Source organism: Sinorhizobium fredii NGR234, from assembly GCF_000018545.1.
Taxonomy (GTDB): domain Bacteria; phylum Pseudomonadota; class Alphaproteobacteria; order Rhizobiales; family Rhizobiaceae; genus Sinorhizobium; species Sinorhizobium fredii_A.
This window is the reverse complement of sequence record NC_012587.1, coordinates 2190337-2207735: the sequence shown is the minus strand read 5'-3', so window position 1 is coordinate 2207735 and position 17399 is coordinate 2190337. Positions and strand designations below refer to the sequence as shown.

The 17399-nt window shown below is 63.0% G+C and carries 15 protein-coding genes; 7 read left to right on the top strand and 8 right to left on the bottom strand.

Annotated elements, in window-relative coordinates:
- Positions 1-40: 40 nt before the first annotated feature.
- Positions 41-1480, bottom strand: a complete 1440-nt coding sequence (locus NGR_RS21890) for a L,D-transpeptidase family protein (protein WP_012708665.1) — start codon at positions 1478-1480, stop codon at positions 41-43.
- Between the two features lie 249 nt (positions 1481-1729).
- Between NGR_RS21890 and NGR_RS21885 the strand changes: the two genes are divergently transcribed.
- The 3 genes from NGR_RS21885 (at position 1730) to NGR_RS21875 (ending at position 3452) form a co-directional block, all read left to right on the top strand.
- Positions 1730-2566: a DUF4432 family protein gene (locus tag NGR_RS21885; protein ID WP_012708664.1), complete on the top strand. Its 837-nt coding sequence runs from the start codon at positions 1730-1732 to the stop codon at positions 2564-2566.
- A gap of 72 nt (positions 2567-2638) precedes the next feature.
- Positions 2639-2977, top strand: coding sequence for a TIGR01244 family sulfur transferase (locus NGR_RS21880; protein ID WP_012708663.1), 339 nt, complete (start codon positions 2639-2641; stop codon positions 2975-2977).
- Positions 2978-3245: 268 nt separating this feature from the next.
- Positions 3246-3452, top strand: coding sequence for a hypothetical protein (locus NGR_RS21875; protein ID WP_012708662.1), 207 nt, complete (start codon positions 3246-3248; stop codon positions 3450-3452).
- 15 nt (positions 3453-3467) lie between these two features.
- Here the strand turns inward: NGR_RS21875 and NGR_RS21870 are convergent, their stop codons facing one another.
- Together NGR_RS21870 and NGR_RS21865 are read right to left on the bottom strand one after the other, a co-directional pair.
- Positions 3468-5114 (bottom strand): thiamine pyrophosphate-binding protein, encoded by a 1647-nt coding sequence (locus tag NGR_RS21870; protein ID WP_012708661.1) that lies wholly within the window; start codon positions 5112-5114, stop codon positions 3468-3470.
- Positions 5115-5174: 60 nt separating this feature from the next.
- Positions 5175-6128: an alpha/beta hydrolase gene (locus tag NGR_RS21865; RefSeq protein ID WP_012708660.1), complete on the bottom strand. Its 954-nt coding sequence runs from the start codon at positions 6126-6128 to the stop codon at positions 5175-5177.
- Between the two features lie 246 nt (positions 6129-6374).
- Between NGR_RS21865 and NGR_RS21860 the strand changes: the two genes are divergently transcribed.
- The 4 genes from NGR_RS21860 (at position 6375) to metF (ending at position 11287) form a co-directional block, all read left to right on the top strand.
- On the top strand, positions 6375-7148 hold the full coding sequence (locus NGR_RS21860; protein ID WP_012708659.1) for a ribonuclease T2: 774 nt from the start codon (positions 6375-6377) through the stop codon (positions 7146-7148).
- A 119-nt stretch (positions 7149-7267) separates the two neighbouring features.
- A complete protein-coding gene (ettA, locus tag NGR_RS21855; RefSeq protein WP_012708658.1) occupies positions 7268-8917 on the top strand; it encodes an energy-dependent translational throttle protein EttA in 1650 nt (549 codons plus the stop codon).
- A gap of 415 nt (positions 8918-9332) precedes the next feature.
- A complete protein-coding gene (locus NGR_RS21850; protein ID WP_012708657.1) occupies positions 9333-10352 on the top strand; it encodes an ArsR/SmtB family transcription factor in 1020 nt (339 codons plus the stop codon).
- Between the two features lie 2 nt (positions 10353-10354).
- On the top strand, positions 10355-11287 hold the full coding sequence (gene metF / locus NGR_RS21845) for a methylenetetrahydrofolate reductase [NAD(P)H] (protein ID WP_012708656.1): 933 nt from the start codon (positions 10355-10357) through the stop codon (positions 11285-11287).
- Positions 11288-11884: 597 nt separating this feature from the next.
- Here metF and NGR_RS21840 read toward each other — a convergent pair.
- From NGR_RS21840 to NGR_RS21820, 5 genes are all read right to left on the bottom strand, one after another.
- The gene (locus NGR_RS21840) at positions 11885-12823 is read right to left on the bottom strand and encodes a DMT family transporter (protein WP_012708655.1); all 939 of its coding nucleotides are present in this window, start codon (positions 12821-12823) and stop codon (positions 11885-11887) included.
- A gap of 138 nt (positions 12824-12961) precedes the next feature.
- Complete coding sequence (locus NGR_RS21835; protein WP_012708654.1) at positions 12962-14179, bottom strand: lytic murein transglycosylase; 1218 nt, start codon at positions 14177-14179, stop codon at positions 12962-12964.
- A gap of 146 nt (positions 14180-14325) precedes the next feature.
- Entirely contained in the window at positions 14326-15105 is a 780-nt protein-coding gene (locus NGR_RS21830; protein WP_012708653.1) for a glycoside hydrolase family 25 protein, read from the bottom strand.
- Between the two features lie 154 nt (positions 15106-15259).
- A complete protein-coding gene (locus tag NGR_RS21825) occupies positions 15260-15937 on the bottom strand; it encodes a class I SAM-dependent methyltransferase (protein WP_012708652.1) in 678 nt (225 codons plus the stop codon).
- Positions 15934-17184, bottom strand: a complete 1251-nt coding sequence (locus tag NGR_RS21820) for a DUF3419 family protein (protein WP_164924400.1) — start codon at positions 17182-17184, stop codon at positions 15934-15936. Before NGR_RS21820 ends, NGR_RS21825 begins: the two co-directional genes overlap by 4 nt.
- Positions 17185-17399: the final 215 nt, after the last annotated feature.

Genomic DNA, 17399 nt, shown 5'->3' with positions numbered 1-17399 from the left:
CGATCGCCCGTGGCTCAGCCTAAACTCGAGCGTCGGCGAGCTATTGATAAGGAGCGAAGTCATCCGCTGCAATTGGCGCCCCCGGCTCGTCGACGAATTCGACAGTCACGCCGCGGCTCACCATCTTGCCGAGTTCGGTGGCATCCCAATTCGTCAGGCGCACGCAGCCGTGGCTCTGGGTCTTGCCGATCTTCGACGGATCCGGTGTCCCGTGAATGCCGTAGGTCGGCCTCGACAGCGCAATCCAGACGGTGCCCACCGGTCCGTTCGGTCCCGGCTGCAACGTCAGGATCCTGTCGTTCGCGCCCTGCTGGAAATTGATCTTCGGATTGTAGGTATATCCCGGATCGAAGGCGATCCGCTCGACCGTCACAGTGCCGGATGGTGATGGCGTGTCGGCCGACCCGATGGTCGCCGGATAGGCGGCAATAAGTTTCCCCGCGTCATCGTAGGCAAGCACCTGCTTGCGGCCCTTGTCGGCGATGATGCGGGCGACCTTGCCGGATTTGTTCGGACCCGGATTGATCACCTTGATCGTGGTGCCGGGAATGGAAAAATCGACGCCCGGATTGAGCTCGCGCAGGTAGCCCTCGTCCATGTGGAATTTTTCACCGAGCATCTCGGTCGTCGAGGTGAAGGAAAGGTGCGGGAGCTGCGCCTTGTGGGCATAGTCTTCCGGGATCGCAGCGACATAGGGACCGGCCGCGTCGGCGGCGGTGATCGTGTAGGTGGTGATCGGCAGGCCGCCATTGAAGCGCAGCCGTTCCAGGATGTCCTCGGTGTTGTTAGGGTCGAGCTTCTCTCCGGTCGCCTGCTGCCAGGCCTCGAGCGCCTTGGTGACGTTCGAGCCCATCTTGCCGTCGATGACGCCGGGCGAGAATCCTTCGCGGTCGAGGAAAACCTGAAGGGCGGTAATTTCGGCGCGCGACTTGCCCTTCATCTCGATCGCCGGCGGCATCGGCTGGCTCAGCGGTTCCTGGTATTGCGGATCATAGGCTGCCTGCTCCTCGCCAAGTGTCGGCAGGCTGTTCGGAAGCTCCTCGCGCTCCACCGGGGCGGGCGTAGCATCGCGGTAATCGGGGACAGTGCCGGTGAACTCGCCGGGCTCGGAATAGCCGTAACCCCGGTCGCGGCGGTTGGAATAAACGTCGGAGCCGGATTCGCGGCGGCGTACGCCGTAGCCGTCATTCGGCACGACCGTGGCGACGATATTGCCCCACGGGTCGACAAGCACCGTGCGGCCGCTGCGGTCGCGCACCGCGCGAACTTCGTCCGGTCCGGGCATATAGTCGAGGATATCGCCCTCGGGCGTGACCAGCATCACATCGCCGCTTCCCCAATAGCCGCCGTAGCCGTCCTGGGCGCGGGCAGGCACGAGCTCCACGGCCAGGAGGCCGAGTGCGGCGAGAAGCGAAAGGCCGGTGCGGGTCGCTGACACGAGAGAACCTGTTTTCATGGCGGTTGCTTTGCGGCGGTACATACCGATTCCGACGTTAATGTGAAAAAAATGAATTCATCATGAACGATCCCTTAAAATTCTAGTTAAGCGAGCTTCCGAGGCGTTGCAACATTCGATCGCGGCGGAAGACCGGAGTCGCCCTTGGACCGCCTTGTTTTCATAACGTTTTTCCGCGGGGTTGGTTCAACTCCGAGGATCTGCTTCCAAGGGTAGGGCACTGCGCTATCATGCGCCCGCCATGCCCGATTCTGGGCGCAGGCGGAGACGCGAATGCAGACCAACATCAGCTCAAATAGTGGCGCGGACAGCCATATCCTGTTCGACCGCGCCTCGGCGCTCGATATCGCCGCCTTCGTCACGGCCGGCATCGACCTGTCGCCGGGAGACGCGATCCCCTCTGACGGCGACCCGCGGATCGATCGTGCGCTGGCCGGCTTTCTATTCACCTGCGGTCCCGATCACATCCGTCATCCGGAGCCGATCGAGGGTCGTGACGATGGCGCGCGCTATCCCTTGCACGGGTCGCTCGCCGGAACGCCGGTCAGCCGGACGGAGATGTCGCCTGATGGCTTGCGCTGCTCGGCTGTCACGGAGGTCGATCTTGCCTGTGGCGGCAGAGCGGCGATCGAGCGGGTTTGGGAACTGGCTGGGGCCGGCGTGATGCTCAAGGACCGCGTCGTCAATATCGGCACGTCCGCCTTTGCGCCAATGATGATGTATCACATCAATATCGCCGGTCGGCTGCTTGGCGATGAAACGCGGATCGAAGGCGCCTCGGTCGAGGGCGGTTCGCTGGCCTGGCGGTTCGGCGAAGGCGAGAGCGCCCATTTCTGTCGAACCGCAGTCGCCGGCGAAGACCGTTGGGCGGAGGTTTCGCTGTCTGATCTGCCCGGGCTTCACGGGCGCGCCCTGCATGTGCGGTTCCTGGCCGACACGCTGCCGTTCCTGCAGATGTGGCGCTGCCAACGCGGCGTGGCGAACGTCGTCAGCATCGAGCCGGCATCGCACCGTGTCGCCAAGCGGGTGGAACTTTCGGCCGCCGGCGAGCTTGACCTGCTGGAGCCCGGACAGTCGCGCGACTACGCGCTGGCCTTCGGCATCGCCTGAAATCGCTTCGCGATTGACGCCGCCTGGCCTGCGGCCTACACCAAGGCAACGCAGTCTTGAGGAAGCGACATCATGGACATTCGCCAGATCAACGATGAATACTCGGTCTCCGGCCAGATCACGGTCGAGGACCTCGATGAGATCAAGGCGCTCGGCTTCAAGTCCATCGTCTGCCACCGTCCGGATTTCGAGGCACCCGACCAGCCGACCTTCGACGCGATCGCCGCACGCGCCCAGGAACTCGGCCTGGATATCGCCCATATTCCGGTCGGCCCGATGGGCGTGACGGCCGACGCGGTGACCCGCATGGTCGATGCGCTTGACGAATTCCAGCGCCCGATGCTCGGCTATTGCCGGTCCGGCGCCCGATCCACGGCCGTCTACCAGCAGACCCAGCACATCCGCAGCTGAGGCGGCGCATCGGCGTGGGCCCCGGACAGCCCCGAACCACCGCATCTTGTTGTCCGTCGCCGGCATTGGTGCTATATTTCATAGGTTCGATCGAGGGCGCCGGCACCCTCAGAAGATCGTACGCTTGGAGCGCGCTTGGCCCAAACAAGCGCGCTTTCGCGTCTTTGATGCCTTCCTGCCCGTTCTATGCATGCTGCAGCGCATTGAACCGCATGTCTGCTTGCATCGACCTTGATGTAAAAAGACATGCAGTGAAAGGAGATCGGCCATGGATCCCTTCAACAGCTTTCGAGACTACCCCGTCCTTCCTGGCCACGTAGCGATCCTTGAAGGCGTGCTGAACAGGGCGCTGGAAGAGCGCAATCTATCGATCGGCAGCGAGGAGGCCGACCAACTCGCCAGGAGGATCATCAAGCTTTACCAGACCGGCGTCAAAGAGCCGGGCCAGCTTTGGGAGATGATCCGAACAATTTAAGGGCGGCTGACTTCCTCAGCCACTGCGAATTTCGCTGAGAGTCCGCGTCGGCGTGATCGCTTCCGGATCGAGCTTGATCTCGACGATCGCCGGCCTGCCGCTGGCGCGCGCCCGGAGGAAAGCATCGGCGAATTCTTCGGTGCGCTCGACTGTTTCGCCATGGCCGCCATAGGCGCGGGCGAGCGCCGCAAAATCCGGATTGGTCAGGTCCGTGCCGCTGACGCGGCCCGGATAGTCCCGCTCCTGATGCATGCGAATGGTGCCGTAGATGCCGTTGTTGATGACGAGCACCATGATCGGCAGGTCGTAGCGGACCGCGGTGGCAAATTCCTGGCCATGCATCAGGAAACAGCCGTCGCCGGCAAAGCAGATGACCTCGCGGTCGCGATGGAGGTGTTTCGCCGCGACCGCCGCCGGCAGGCCGTAGCCCATCGAGCCGGAGGCCGGCGCGGCTTGCGTGCCGTAGCGGCGGAAGCGGTGGAAGCGGTGCAGCCATGTGGCGTAATTGCCGGCGCCGTTGGTGAAGATCGCGTCCGGCGCCGTATTCGCCTCGATCCAGTTCATGATCGGCCCCATCTGCACCTCGCCCGGGCCGATCTCCGGCGGTGTCGACCATTTGAGATAAGCCTGGTGCATGGCCGCGGTGCGCTGCGCCCAGACCGGCGTGCCGGCCGGCTCCACGTCGCCAAGGGCGGCGACGAAATCGCGCGGGCTCGCGGCGATCGCCAGATCCGGCCGGTAGACGCGGCCAAGTTCGGACGGATCGGGATGGACATGCACCAGCGTCTGCTTCGGATAGGGGACGTCGACGAGCGTGTAGGAGGAGGAGGGCATTTCCGACAAGCGTCCGCCCAGAAGCAGGATGAGGTCGGCTTCCTTGATCTCCTTCGCCAGGGCCGGGTTGATGCCGATGCCGACATCGCCGGCATACATCGGATTGAGGTGATCGAAGAGCATCTGTCGGCGGAAGGAGCAGCCGACCGGAAGATGCCAGCGCTCGGCGAACCGTTGGAATTCGGCGACGCTTTCGGCCGACCAGCGCGTGCCGCCGAGAATGGCGATCGGCCGCTTCGCATCGGCAAGGAGCGCTGTGAGCCGCGCCATTTGAGCCGGTCCCGGATGGCTTTCGACCGGTTGGTGGGCGCGTGCGGCGGGGGCTTCCGTGCTTTCGGTCAGCATGTCTTCGGGAAGCGTCAGCACGACCGGCCCGGGCCGGCCTGAGGTTGCGACGGCGAAGGCGCGGGTGACGAATTCGGGGATGCGCGCCGGATCGTCGATCTCGCCCACCCACTTTGCGACCTCGGTGAGGGCGCGGCGATATTCGATCTCCTGGAAGGCCTCGCGTTCGCGGGCCTCGCGCTGCACCTGGCCGATGAAAAGGATCAACGGGACCGAATCCTGGCGGGCGACGTGGAGCCCGGCCGACGCATTGGTGGCGCCAGGGCCGCGCGTCACCATGCAAATGCCCGGTTCGCCGGTCAGCCTGCCCCAGGTGTCCGCCATCATTGCCGCGCCACCTTCCTGGCGGCAGACGACGACGTCGATGTCGGTGTCATAGAGCGCATCCAGCACGGCCAGATAGCTTTCGCCCGGCACGCAGGAGATGCGCTTCACACCGTTCGCGACCAGCGCCTCGACCACCAACTGCCCACCCGTTTTCATGCCTGCACCTCCCAATGCTTTTTCGTCCCGGCTTCGGATCGCGCCGACGCCGGGTTGCAACTATATTCTTTCGCCTACGCGGCGTTTCGAGCCGATCGCCTGAAGGCACCAGGCGGCGAAATCCTCCGTCGCCGTCTCGCGGCCGACTTCGTTGAGCGTCTCGTGACGCATCCCCGGATAGATCGTGACCGTCACGTCGGCCATGCCGCGCGCCTTCATGCGCTGGCCGAGCCAGCCGATGGCGTCGCCGTTTACGGTCGAGGGGTCGGCGCTGCCGCCGACCAGGTGAACCGGCAGCTTCGCGGGCAAGCGGGCAAGCCGGTCGGTCCGCGCGCCGGCAAAGGCGAATGCGAAAACGTCGATCCACAGGGATACGCTGGCATCGAAGCCGCAAAGCGGATCGGCAATATACTTCGCAACTTCACTCGTGTCGCGCGACAGCCAGTCGAAGTCCGTCTTGCGATCGGCGATAGCCTTGCTCCAGGCGCCGAAGGTGAGCTTCGACAGCAGCGGACTCGGGACGTCCGAGCCTTTCAGCATCCGTTCGATCGCGAGGATCGCCTGGGCGCCTCGGCCGGCAAACCCGGGGCGGAAGTTGGAATTCCAGACGGCCAGCGCGTCAAAGAGTTCAGGGTCGGTCTCGGCGGCGTTGAGCGCGATCAATCCGCCCATCGAGTGGCCGAACAGAATGACCGGCAGGCCGGGATGAGTGGCAACGGCCAGTTCCCGCACCGTGCGCAGATCGGCGATCACCTTCTCGACGCCGCCATGCTGGGCGAATTGCCCGGGCAGTGCATCCGATGCGCGGCTCTCGCCATGGCCGCGATGGTCGTATGCGTAGACATGGAAGCCGTGCCAAGCCATCGCTTCGGCGAAGCGGGAGTAGCGGCCGGAATGCTCGGCAAGCCCGTGGCTGATCAGCAGGATGCCTTGCGGTGCCTCGGATGCCGGCCAGTGGCGCCAGCCGAGCGTCGCGCCCGTCGGGCTCAGAAGCGTCCTTACCTGCCCGAACATGCCTCACCTTCGAACAATGGCCAGATTCCAAATGCGCTGGCGGGTCGAGCCGGCGTTTCGTCCCCGCGCCGGGCGACCGCCCAACATTCACGCGAGATATCAAATCGATTTGGCCGCCAAAGGCAATCATCGCTTGTTGCTTCTTGCGCATGAGATCAGACCGAATTGCGAGAAACATATTAGGGGTTGCAAGTTTCCCGCTTTTGTTGATATTTTGTTCTCGTTATGTTTTCGTTGGAGGCCGATATGGCAGAGCGGGCTATGGTACAGGTGATGAGAGTTGCAACGCTTGTTCTGGGGTTGGGGCTGTCGTCCCTCGCCGCGGCAGAGGAGGCGCCGGGTGAAGTGGCAACGACGGCGCCGGAAACTGGAACGACGCAATATGTGCTGGCAGTCAGCTGGCAGCCCGGCTTTTGCGAGACGCGGCCGACGCGCAAGGAGTGCGTGGATCAGACGTCCGAGCGGTTCGACGCGACACATTTCTCGCTGCATGGTCTTTGGCCGTTGAAAAAGAGCTATTGCGGCGTTGAAGCGGAGCTGAAGACGCAGGACCGCAAGGGCGATTGGCTCGACCTGCCGAAACTCGCGATGGCGGACGAGACCGCCGCGCGGCTGCTCGTCGCCATGCCGGGGGTGAAGTCGGGCCTCGACCGGCACCAATGGCTGCGCAGCGGCACCTGCCAGACCGGGAACGCGGAGGACTATTTCCGGCTGCAGCTTCGTCTCCTCGACGAGCTGAATGCATCGGCGGTGAGGGCGCTCTTTGCCGACAAGATCGGTACGGAGATCGGCGAACAGCAGATCAAGGCGGCGTTCGACCAGAGTTTCGGGACGGGAGCCGGCGACCGGGTGCGGATGCGCTGCCAGACCGTCGGCGGCCGCAGCGTGATCACGGGAATGACCATCGGGCTTTCCGGGGACCTCTCGGGCAAGACGGACCTCGCGGGCCTCATGAAGGCGGCCGGGGCGACCGAGTTCAAATGCGCCAAGGGGATTGCCGACGCCGCCGGGCGGGGCTGAACGGAGAGGTTCATCGCAGCGAAGGAACGACGCGGGGCAGGGCCTTTGGCAATTGCCCCGCCACCATAATTCGCCTACATAGCGGGCAAATTTTTCCTTCCGATGCGGAGCATTCCTTTATGGCACGTCAATTCATCTACCACATGGCCGGACTCAACAAGGCCTATGGCAACAAGAAGGTCCTGGAGAACATCCATCTGTCGTTCTATCCGGACGCCAAGATCGGCATTCTCGGCCCTAACGGTGCCGGTAAGTCGACGGTCCTGAGGATCATGGCCGGGCTCGACCACGAATATACCGGCGAGGCCTGGGTCGCCGACGGCGCGACCGTCGGCTACCTGCCGCAGGAGCCGCAACTCGACGCGCAGAAGAACGTGCTCGAGAACGTCATGGAAGGGGTGGCCGCGAAGAAGGCGATCATCGACCGCTACAACGAGCTGATGATGAACTATTCCGACGAGACGGCGGAAGAGGGTGCGAAGCTCCAGGACATCATCGACAGCCAGAACCTCTGGGACCTCGACAGTCAAGTCGAAATGGCGATGGACGCGCTGCGCTGCCCGCCGGGCGACGCCGAGGTGACCAATCTGTCCGGTGGTGAGAAGCGCCGCGTCGCGCTCTGCAAGCTGCTCTTGTCGCAGCCGGACCTGTTGCTCCTCGACGAACCGACCAACCACCTCGACGCCGAGACGATTGCCTGGCTCGAAAAGCACCTGCGCGAATATCCGGGCGCCGTGCTGATGATCACCCACGATCGCTACTTCCTCGACAACGTCACCGGCTGGATTCTCGAGCTCGACCGCGGCCGCGGCATTCCCTATGAGGGCAACTATTCCGCCTATCTGCAGGCAAAGGCCAAGCGCATGGCACAGGAAGGTCGTGAAGAGGCGACCCGCCAGAAGGCCATCAGCCGCGAGCAGGAGTGGATCGCCTCGAGCCCGAAGGCCCGACAGGCCAAGTCCAAGGCGCGTATCCGCGCCTATGACGAACTGGTCAAGGCGGCGGCCGACCGGCGTCCGGGCGACGCGCAGATCATCATTCCGGTCGGCGAGCGGCTCGGCCAAGTGGTCATCGAAGCCGAGAACATCTCCAAGGGCTATGACGACCAGCTGCTGATCGAAGGCCTGAGCTTCAAACTTCCGCCGGGCGGCATCGTCGGCGTCATCGGCCCGAACGGCGCCGGCAAGACGACGCTCTTCCGGATGATCACCGGCCAGGAACAGCCGGAAGAGGGCGCGTTCCGCATCGGCGAGAGCGTGCAACTCGGCTATGTCGACCAGAGCCGCGATGCGCTCGACGGCAACAAGACGGTGTGGGAGGAAATCTCCGGCGGCAACGACGTCATCAAGCTCGGCAAGCATGAGGTCAATTCGCGCGCCTATTGCTCGTCCTTCAACTTCAAGGGCGGTGACCAGCAGCAGAAGGTCGGCACGCTTTCGGGCGGTCAGCGCAACCGCGTCCATCTCGCCAAGATGCTGAAGTCCGGCGGCAACGTCATCCTGCTCGACGAACCGACCAACGATCTCGACACCGAGACGCTGGCCGCGCTCGAGGATGCGCTCGAAAACTTTGCCGGCTGCGCGGTCATCATCAGCCACGACCGCATGTTCCTCGATCGCCTGGCGACGCACATCCTCTCCTTCGAGGGCGATAGCCACGTCGAGTGGTTCGAAGGCAACTTCGAGGATTATGAGAAGGACAAGATCCGCCGCCTCGGTCCGGACTCGGTCAACCCGAAGCGGGTCACTTATAAGCGACTGACACGATAGGTGGGCCGCTCGGCGAGCGCCGCAATCCGGCGGCGTTCGTTGCGCAGGAAAACTTCCATTTTCGCGTGGCCGCATCCCTGCGCAGTCACAAGTCTGCGGCGCCCCCAAAGTCCCGGGGGGCGCGAAGCGCTTTTGTGCGCATCGGTTTCCATGGCAGATGCGGTTCCGATTTGAGCAAACATTGCGGTTGGCATTCACGCCGCCGATCGGCGTGACTGGATCGTTGTGACAAGCACAGTCTCGACGCGCGGTATGGCTCAGAAACAGGGGCGCTGCCCGGTATTCCTGAAGCTGGAGCTTTCCCCCGGCTCCACTGTCTTCTCCCCGTCATCGCCTTGCCATTCTGCGCAAATCCCGCTTGCGCACCGTCCTCAAATCACATAAACATATCTTTATGTGTTGATGAGGATCGACGATGACTACCCTTGGATCGCTTGGCTTGGATGCCTTGGTCGACGTCTTGAAGGCGGCAGGTGAGCCGACGCGCATGCGTCTTCTGGCGCTGCTTTCCGCCGGCGATCTCACCGTCACCGATCTTACCGAAATTCTCGGTCAGTCGCAGCCGCGCATTTCCCGGCACCTGAAGCTGCTTGCTGAAGTGGCGCTGATCGATCGCTACCAGGAAGGTGCCTGGGCCTATTTCCGTCTACGGCAAGAGGGCGGGCGGGTCGCGCTTGTGCGGGAACTCCTCGCTGCGGCGGCACCTGACGATGCGATTCTCGCCAGGGATTCGACCCGCCTCACGGCCTTGAAGAAGGCACGTTCGGAGAAGGCCCAGGCCTATTTCAGCCGCAATGCCGCCGAGTGGGACGAACTCAGGCGTCTTCATGTCAGCGAAGGCGATGTCGAGACGGCTTTGAAGACGATGGTCGGCGACGAGCCGGTCGACAGCCTGCTCGACCTCGGCACCGGCACCGGGCGCATCCTGCAGCTCTTCGAAGGGCTCTACCGGCGCGGCATCGGCGTCGACGCCAGCCGCGACATGCTGGCGGTGGCGCGTTCCAATCTCGACCGGGCCGGCATCACCAAGGCTTCGATCCGCCACGGTGATATCTTCAACCTGCCGCTCGATGGCCGGTCCTTCGATCTCGTGACGATCCATCAGGTGCTTCACTTCCTGGAAGATCCGGAAGCGGCGATCGCCGAGGCAGCGCGTATGCTTGTGCCGGGTGGGCGGCTGGTGATCATCGATTTTGCCCCGCATGGTCTTGAATATCTGCGCAACGAGCACGCCCACGCCCGCCTTGGTTTTGCGCACCAGACGATGGCCGATTGGCTGCAGAAGGCCGGTCTAATGCTTGAGAAGACGACAGACCTTGCCCCGGAAGGCGCGGAGGAGGGAAAACTGACGGTAACAATCTGGTTGGCGCGCGACCAGCGGGCGGCAGATGTGGCCGATTTGCCGCGCCAACGCTTGCAGGCAGGGGGAATTTGAGAATGAACGCACGGACGCTTTATCCCGCCGAGCGCGGCAATCTCGGACTCTCCTTCGAATACTTTCCGCCAAAGAACGAAGAGATGGAAATCCAGCTCTTCCAGACCGTGGCGGATCTCGCGATCTTCGCGCCGACGTTTCAGACGGTGACCTATGGCGCCGGCGGCTCCACCAAGGCGCGGTCACTGACGACCGTCAAGCGCATGATCGGGGAGGTGGGATTGAAGAACACGGCGGCGCATCTGACCTGCGTCGGCGCGCCGAAGGCCGAGGTCGATGCGGTGATCGACGAGTTCGTCGCCTGCGGCGTCCGGCATTTCGTGGCACTGAGGGGTGATCCGCAGGGCGGCATCGGCAGTGCCTACCAGCCCTTTCCCGGTGGCTACGAAAGTTCGGCGGCGCTCGTGAAGGCACTGCGTGCCCGCGGCGATTTCGAGATTTCCGTCTCCGCCTATCCGGAAAAGCACCCGGAGAGCCCTGATGTCGCGGCCGATATCGACATGCTGAAGCGCAAGGTCGATAGCGGCGCCACGCGCGCGATCACCCAGTTCTTCTTCGACAACGACGATTTCGAGCGATATCTCGAGCGGGTGCGGCGCGCCGGTATTCATGTCCCCATCGTCCCGGGCATCCTTCCCATCAACAATCTTGCACAGGTGGTGCGATTTGCCGGGCTTTGCGGTTCAAAGGTGCCGGAGGCGATTATCTCGCGATTGGCTCACCTCGACGACCAGCCGGAAGAGCGCTTCAAGGAAGCAAGCCATATCGCTGCCGAACAGATCGTCGATCTGGCGCGTCGGGGCGTTCGTGACTTTCATCTCTATACGATGAACCGCTCGCCGCTCATCGCCGCTGTCTGCGACCTGGTCGGCTATGCGCGCCGACCGGCCAACCGTACGGCCGCACCGTCCTATCGGGCGGTAGCCACGGCTTAAACATCAGATCCAAGAGAAGCGAAAAGCCCATGAACGGGTCGTCGTTCATGGGCTTTTCTGATGTCGCAGTTCAAGAGCGTGTGCTCTACCGCATGTCTCCGTAAATCGACCTCGATTTAGGGACAAAGACATGCAGCAATTCAAAGTGCTACAACGACTTTTGCGCGCCTGATAAGGCGCGCGGCGCTGTAGGAGCGGCCTGTCTTAACCTGTTCTGCTGCGAATTAGACTTTCCGGATTTTAAGTCCCCGGCCTGGACTTCAGCGGCCTTTCGTCAGACGAAGAGCATGATGGCCACGAATGCGAACGCTGCACTGATCATGAGGACATTCAACGAATGTGTAAGTCCCATAGGATCCTCCCTGCGTTGACGCGTAAAACATAGGGCTAAAAAACGGCGCGTCAAAGCGAATCTTGTGCTGCAGCGCGAAAACCGCGTTGCCCGGATCGGATATTCACAGCCATAAATATTTGAATTGCCTGCGAGATTCAGGTTGCCACATTTTTTTCACAATTGCTTCCGCGAGGTTAATGTAAACGCCTGTAACGGTCTGTGAGGCGACTCAAAGTCATGCAGGCTGTTCTTTCGATTCGCTGTCAGGTCGACGATCGCGATCGTAGAATGCGCCCGTCGAGAACGGCGAGCCCCGCGGCGATCAGCGCCATTCCGGCAATGTCTGCTGCCTGCAGCGTCTCGCCGAGGAAGAGATAGCCGAGAAGGATGGCGCTTGGCGGCACGAGAAGCGTGACGAGCGAGGTGTTGGTGGCGCCGGCCTCCGCCATGATGCGGAAGAAGAGAATATAGGCATAGGCGGTGGAGACGAGCGCCAGTCCGAGGATCGCCAGCATTGCGGAGAGGGGCGGCATCGGCAGGGTCCAGGGCATGTCTACGAAGGCCGCCACTGGCAGCATGACGATTGTCGATGCAGTCAGCTGTCCGGCGGCGGTCACTGGCGGTGCCAGTCCGCGGAAGCGCTTGCCGTAGGTAGCGGACAAGCCGTAGCTCACGGCCGCCAGAACCGGCAGCACGAGCGCCCAGAGCGGTACGTCGCCCGCAGCCCCAAAAATGCCGGCTAGCGCGCTCGGCCCGATGAGTGCCACCGTGCCGGCGAGCCCGAGCAGGCAGCCGCTGAGCTTGGCAGCGGTCAGTCTTTCGTCTTCCGTCGCGACGTTGGCGATAAGCACAGTCCAGACCGGCGTCGTCGCGTTCAGGATGGCGGCAAGCCCGGCGCCGATATGGGTCTGGCCGAGAAAGATGAAAGCGTGCGGAATGGCGTTGTTGATGAGGCCCATGACCAAAAACTCGCGCCAACGCGCGGCGAGGGCCGGATAGAGACCGTGGTTGCCGCGCAGGTAAAGATGCAGGGCGATTGCGGCGAGCCCCAGACGGAGCAGAACAAGCGTAAAAGGCGGAACATGGGCGACCGCGACGCGGGCGAAAAAGAAGGAACCGCCCCATATCAGGCCGAGCAGCATCAGCAGCAGCCAAAGGCGCAGGGTCATGTGGGTGGTGGCGGTTCTGGCGGATGAAAGCATTTGGGCCTGCTGCGATCGAAGCCGGATTGGATGCGCGGGCTATCCAAGCCAGCAATTTAGGATTGCGCAAGCATTAATGCGAAGAAGCGGGCGTTGCCACCCGCTTCTTGCAAGATTGGCTGTGGTGCCGATTTCGATTCAGAGTGCCTGGAGCAGATCCGGGGTCGCCCAGCCGTCTGCCGGCAGGCCAAGCTTCAACTGCTCCTTCTGCAAGGCGGTGCGCGTACCCGAGCCGAGAATGCCGTCGATCTTGCCGACGTCGTGGCCGAGCGCCTGCAGCTTGGTCTGAAGAGTCTTCATCTCCGTGTCGCCAAGCCCGGGCTCCGGATTGCCGGCCTGGTAGGGCGGGGCACCGGCGAGGCGGGTGGCGAAATAGGCGGCGGACGTCGTATAGATGAACGACTGGTTCCACTCGAGGTAGATCTTGAAATTCGGGTAGGTCAGAAAGGCGACGCCCTTGCGTCCCTGCGGAAGCACAAGCGAAGCTTCAAGTGCGCCGTGCGATGTGTTGCCGTCGCGCGGCGCGACGCCGAGAGCGAACCAGTCGCCGGCCGTCATGCCTGGCTGCAGCCCGGTCTTCTCCCACGGCAGTTGATCCGGCAGAGCGACTTCCTGGATCCAGGGCTGCCCGGCGGTGAAGCCGAGGCTCTTGATGAACTTTGCCGCCGTGAGGATCGCGTCAGGCGAACTCTTCTTCAGATTGACGTGGCCGTCGCCATCGCCATCGACGCCGTAGGCGATGATGTCCTCCGGCAGCATCTGCACCTGGCCGATCTCTCCGGCCCAGGCCCCGGTGGTTGCCGCCGGGTCGAGGTCGCCGTGCTGAACCATCTCGATGGCCGAAAGCAGCTGCGGCCGGAACATTTCCGGCCGGCGGCAGTCATGCGCCAGCGTCACCAGCGCGTTGCGGGTGTTGAAATCGCCCTGCACGGCGCCGAAATCCGTTTCCATGGCCCAGAAAGCCGTGATCACCGGCGCCGGCACGCCGAACTCGCCCTCGGCGCGGGCGAAGACGTCGGCATACTCCTTCATCTTCTGGGCACCGATGTCGAGCCGCCCCTTGCTGACGGTGCGCTTCGAGAATTCGGTGAAGGTCTGCTTGAAGACGCCCTGGGCGCGGTCGCGGCTCAGTACCTTCTGGTCTAGGGCAGCACCGGCAAGCGCCCGGTCCGCGACATCGGCGGGAATGCCCTTGCCGACCGCCTCGGTCTTGACGCCTTCCAGGAAGGTCGCAAGGTCGCCGCCGCAGGCAACTGGCGGGGTCTGCGGTTGAGGCTGCGTCTGCGCCAGCACCGACGTGCTGGAGAGGGCGAGCAGGCCGAGTGTGAGAAGGGCGTTGCGGGCCTTGCCAGTCATCATAATTCCTTTCCATGGCCCGAGCGGCCTGGCGTAGCCGTCGGGCTGCGATAGATCGCAGGTCAATATGCCGGTGCTTTCTCAGAGCATTATGACCGAATGAAGAAAACGGCGGCCACGGCTTCAATGCGCGCAGCAACTCCCGCCTATTGCGAAACGGCGGCCACCCATTTCTTCCAATTCTTGGCGGAGCCGGCGAAGGCGTTGATGTCGGTATGGCCTTCGATGCCAGGAATGACGCCGGTGCTGGTGTATTGCCAAAACGCCCAGCGCCGGTCGACGTAGATGTCCTTCGGATGCTTGGCGACGGAACGGACCCAGAAATGATAGTCGTTGAAGGCGCCGACCAGGTTGTCGCGATGGAAATCGACCGACGTGTAGATGATCGGCCGCTTGCCGTAATGCGCTTCCAGGCGGTCCATGAAGCGCTTCATCTCGAAGCGCACGGTCTCCGGCGACGGGCGGTAACGGCAGGTCTTCGATTCGCCGTTCCACTCGACGTCGAGAACGGGCGGCAGATAGACGGCGCTCTTCGGCACATTGGCGATGAACCAGTCGGCCTGAGCGTCCGCGCTCGAGCAGAAATAATAGAAGTGGTAGGGGGCGTAGGCGAGCCCGGCGGCGCGCGCCCGCGGCCAATAGTCCTGGAAGCGCGCATCGATCCGGTCCTTGCCTTCGGTGGCCTTGATGAAGGCGAAGGACACGCCGGAGTTCTTCACCTTCATCCAGTCGATGTCGCCGTTCCATTTGGAAACGTCGATGCCGTGGATGCTGTGATGATGTGGCGTCCGACCGCCGAAATCCTGCGGGTCGGTGTCCTGGAAGCGCGGCGGTATGGAGGCGGTCCGCACGAGGTCGTAGTCGGTCGACGTGCAGGCGGAGAGGATGGTGGCGATGGGCAGCAAAGCCAGGAGAAGCCGGCGCATGAGGGTTCCGTTACAAGACGAACGACGATCCTGCCTCACGCGATGGTTTCCATGACGGTGATGTCCCCCAGGGAGGCGTTACCTCCTTTTCACCATATCATCGTAAAAATTGAGTTAGCTCAAGCGGCAATTGCATCGGCGCCGTGTTTGCGGATCACGGCACCCGGTCAATTGCCGCTCGATGGTATACGGCGATCCATGCATAGCCCCTGCCGATCGACTTGAGCTCCAGTGCGGCGCCGTCGCGGTCTGCCTTGGAACGCATGACGTCGAACAGCGATTCGCGCGGCGTGACGTGAAAGCGCTTCAGCCAAGTCTGGAGGAGGCGGCGGAAGCCGCCCGGCCATCCCTCCTGCTGGCCGAAGTCCGCGATGTGGAGCGAGCCGCCCGGGTTGAGCGCGGCGATCGCCGCGGCGATCGCCTTCTCCCAATCAGGAATCATCGACAGCGCATAGGAGATGACGATGCGGTCGAAGCCATTTTCGCCGAAGGATGCGGCCGTAAAGTTCGTGGCGTCGGCGATGCGCAGATTTGCATCCGCGCGACCCTGGCGCCGGAGTTTCGACTTGGCGGTGGCCAGCATCTCGGCCGAGATGTCGAGACCGAAAAGGCGGGCGTCGGGGTAACTGTCGCCGATCATCGCCAGGTTGCGCCCCGTGCCGCAGCCGACTTCGAGCACGGAACCGCCGGATGGAACGCTCAGCTCGCGGATCAGTGTATCGCGCCCGAACAGATAGTACTTCCTGGTAAAATCGTAGATGTATCGCTGGTAGCGATACATCCGGTCCATGAGTTTGGCGTGGCTATTGCCTGCGGACTGCGCCGCGCTCATGCTTTCTTCCGGTAGACGTGGAAGCCGCCATAGATCGCCGACCGATCCTCGATGCCGAGCTTCGACGAGGTCTCGGCGTCATAGTGCCATTGGTCAATGAGTGCCGAAGAAAGTCGCCCGGGCAGAATGCTCGCTTCTGCCGCCGTGCGGAAGATCACCACCGCGCCCGGCGCGGCGGTGCGGGTGACCTCGCTCCAGAGATCGTACAACTGGCGGTCGCTCATCCAGTCCTGTGCATCGAGGAGCACGTAGCGGTCGACCGAAGATGCCGGCTTGCGGCCGAGCAAATCCGTGAAGCTTTCGTGATGGACGGCGACGCGATCGGCGTGATTGCGGATCGCCTCGTAGTTCGATGCCTGCAGGTAGGGCGGCAAGTCGCCCTCGTGCGGCAGCGGATAGCGCCGGCCAAAAGCCTGCCAGGCGAAGTAGTTTTCGCGCAGCGGAAAATGGCAGGTGAGCTTTTCGAGGCGGTGGCGCAACACCGCGGCGAGCGACCGTTCCTCGCTCAGGCTGGCGAGCTCGTCGAATTGCTGCGGCGGAATGCCGAGGCCGAAGAGCGAGCTCTTGCGGCCGGTGATCCAGCGGATGACAGGCCGGTCGAAGAGCGGCGCGAGCTTGTCGTCGAAGAACTGCCGCTGTTCGCGCATCGAGCGCGCCTGCACGAAATCGGCCGGGTTGACGCCGTGAAGCCGCGCCAGAACATGGCTGGCAGCGATGAAGCGGCCGAGAAGACCCGTACGATAGATGTTGCGGCCAAGGACGCCGATGCGGCGTCGGCCCATAAGGTCGCGGCCGTTCCAGTAGGTGCGCGTGCCGGCGTCGAGCGTGGGCGCGAGGAAGAGATCGAATGCCTGAGCGTTCGAGCGCGTACCGGTGCTGCCAAGAAACCGTACGACATCCTTGTGGCTTGGCAGGTGACGGAAGGCGGCGAGTTTCAGCCGGTTCAAGGCGATGTGGTGGGGGTTGAGATCGACAACGTCGATGCGCGCCGGTCCGGCGGAGAGATAGGTCAGCATGTTGCAGCCACCCGAGCCGATCGTCACGATCCGATGGCCGGGCTCGATTTGCATCGCCGCCATGTCGACGATCGGATCTTCCCAGATCTGAGGGTAGACGAGCCCGGAGAAGAGCAGTCCGAACAGGCGCTCCGACAGCCCGGCAAAGGACAGAGCCTTGTGTTGGAGGAGCGCGCTCTTCAGCTTCGCGTTCTTTCCGCCAAAGCCGGCATCGGGGGCGAGTTCGGTCATCTGTCCTGCCATCCAGTTGAAACTGAGGCGCTTCTAGAGTGACTCGGCTACACTTTGATGACGGCTTCCCCACAGGCTTCCTACAGCGCCGCGCCTTATCAGGCGCGCAAAGGTCGCTGTAGCACTTTGAATTGCTGCATGTCTTTGTCCTTAAGTCGAGGTCGATTTAAGGAGACATGCAGTAAGCACCGAAGAGGCTTTTCCTTTCTCTGGAA

Coding starts and splice junctions, on each gene's coding strand:
- NGR_RS21890 (WP_012708665.1), bottom strand. CDS start 1,480: ATGTACCGCCGCAAAGCAACCGCCATGAAAACAGGTTCTCTCGTGTCA.
- NGR_RS21885 (WP_012708664.1), top strand. CDS start 1,730: ATGCAGACCAACATCAGCTCAAATAGTGGCGCGGACAGCCATATCCTG.
- NGR_RS21880 (WP_012708663.1), top strand. CDS start 2,639: ATGGACATTCGCCAGATCAACGATGAATACTCGGTCTCCGGCCAGATC.
- NGR_RS21875 (WP_012708662.1), top strand. CDS start 3,246: ATGGATCCCTTCAACAGCTTTCGAGACTACCCCGTCCTTCCTGGCCAC.
- NGR_RS21870 (WP_012708661.1), bottom strand. CDS start 5,114: ATGAAAACGGGTGGGCAGTTGGTGGTCGAGGCGCTGGTCGCGAACGGT.
- NGR_RS21865 (WP_012708660.1), bottom strand. CDS start 6,128: ATGTTCGGGCAGGTAAGGACGCTTCTGAGCCCGACGGGCGCGACGCTC.
- NGR_RS21860 (WP_012708659.1), top strand. CDS start 6,375: ATGGCAGAGCGGGCTATGGTACAGGTGATGAGAGTTGCAACGCTTGTT.
- ettA (WP_012708658.1), top strand. CDS start 7,268: ATGGCACGTCAATTCATCTACCACATGGCCGGACTCAACAAGGCCTAT.
- NGR_RS21850 (WP_012708657.1), top strand. CDS start 9,333: ATGACTACCCTTGGATCGCTTGGCTTGGATGCCTTGGTCGACGTCTTG.
- metF (WP_012708656.1), top strand. CDS start 10,355: ATGAACGCACGGACGCTTTATCCCGCCGAGCGCGGCAATCTCGGACTC.
- NGR_RS21840 (WP_012708655.1), bottom strand. CDS start 12,823: ATGCTTTCATCCGCCAGAACCGCCACCACCCACATGACCCTGCGCCTT.
- NGR_RS21835 (WP_012708654.1), bottom strand. CDS start 14,179: ATGACTGGCAAGGCCCGCAACGCCCTTCTCACACTCGGCCTGCTCGCC.
- NGR_RS21830 (WP_012708653.1), bottom strand. CDS start 15,105: ATGCGCCGGCTTCTCCTGGCTTTGCTGCCCATCGCCACCATCCTCTCC.
- NGR_RS21825 (WP_012708652.1), bottom strand. CDS start 15,937: ATGAGCGCGGCGCAGTCCGCAGGCAATAGCCACGCCAAACTCATGGAC.
- NGR_RS21820 (WP_164924400.1), bottom strand. CDS start 17,184: ATGACCGAACTCGCCCCCGATGCCGGCTTTGGCGGAAAGAACGCGAAG.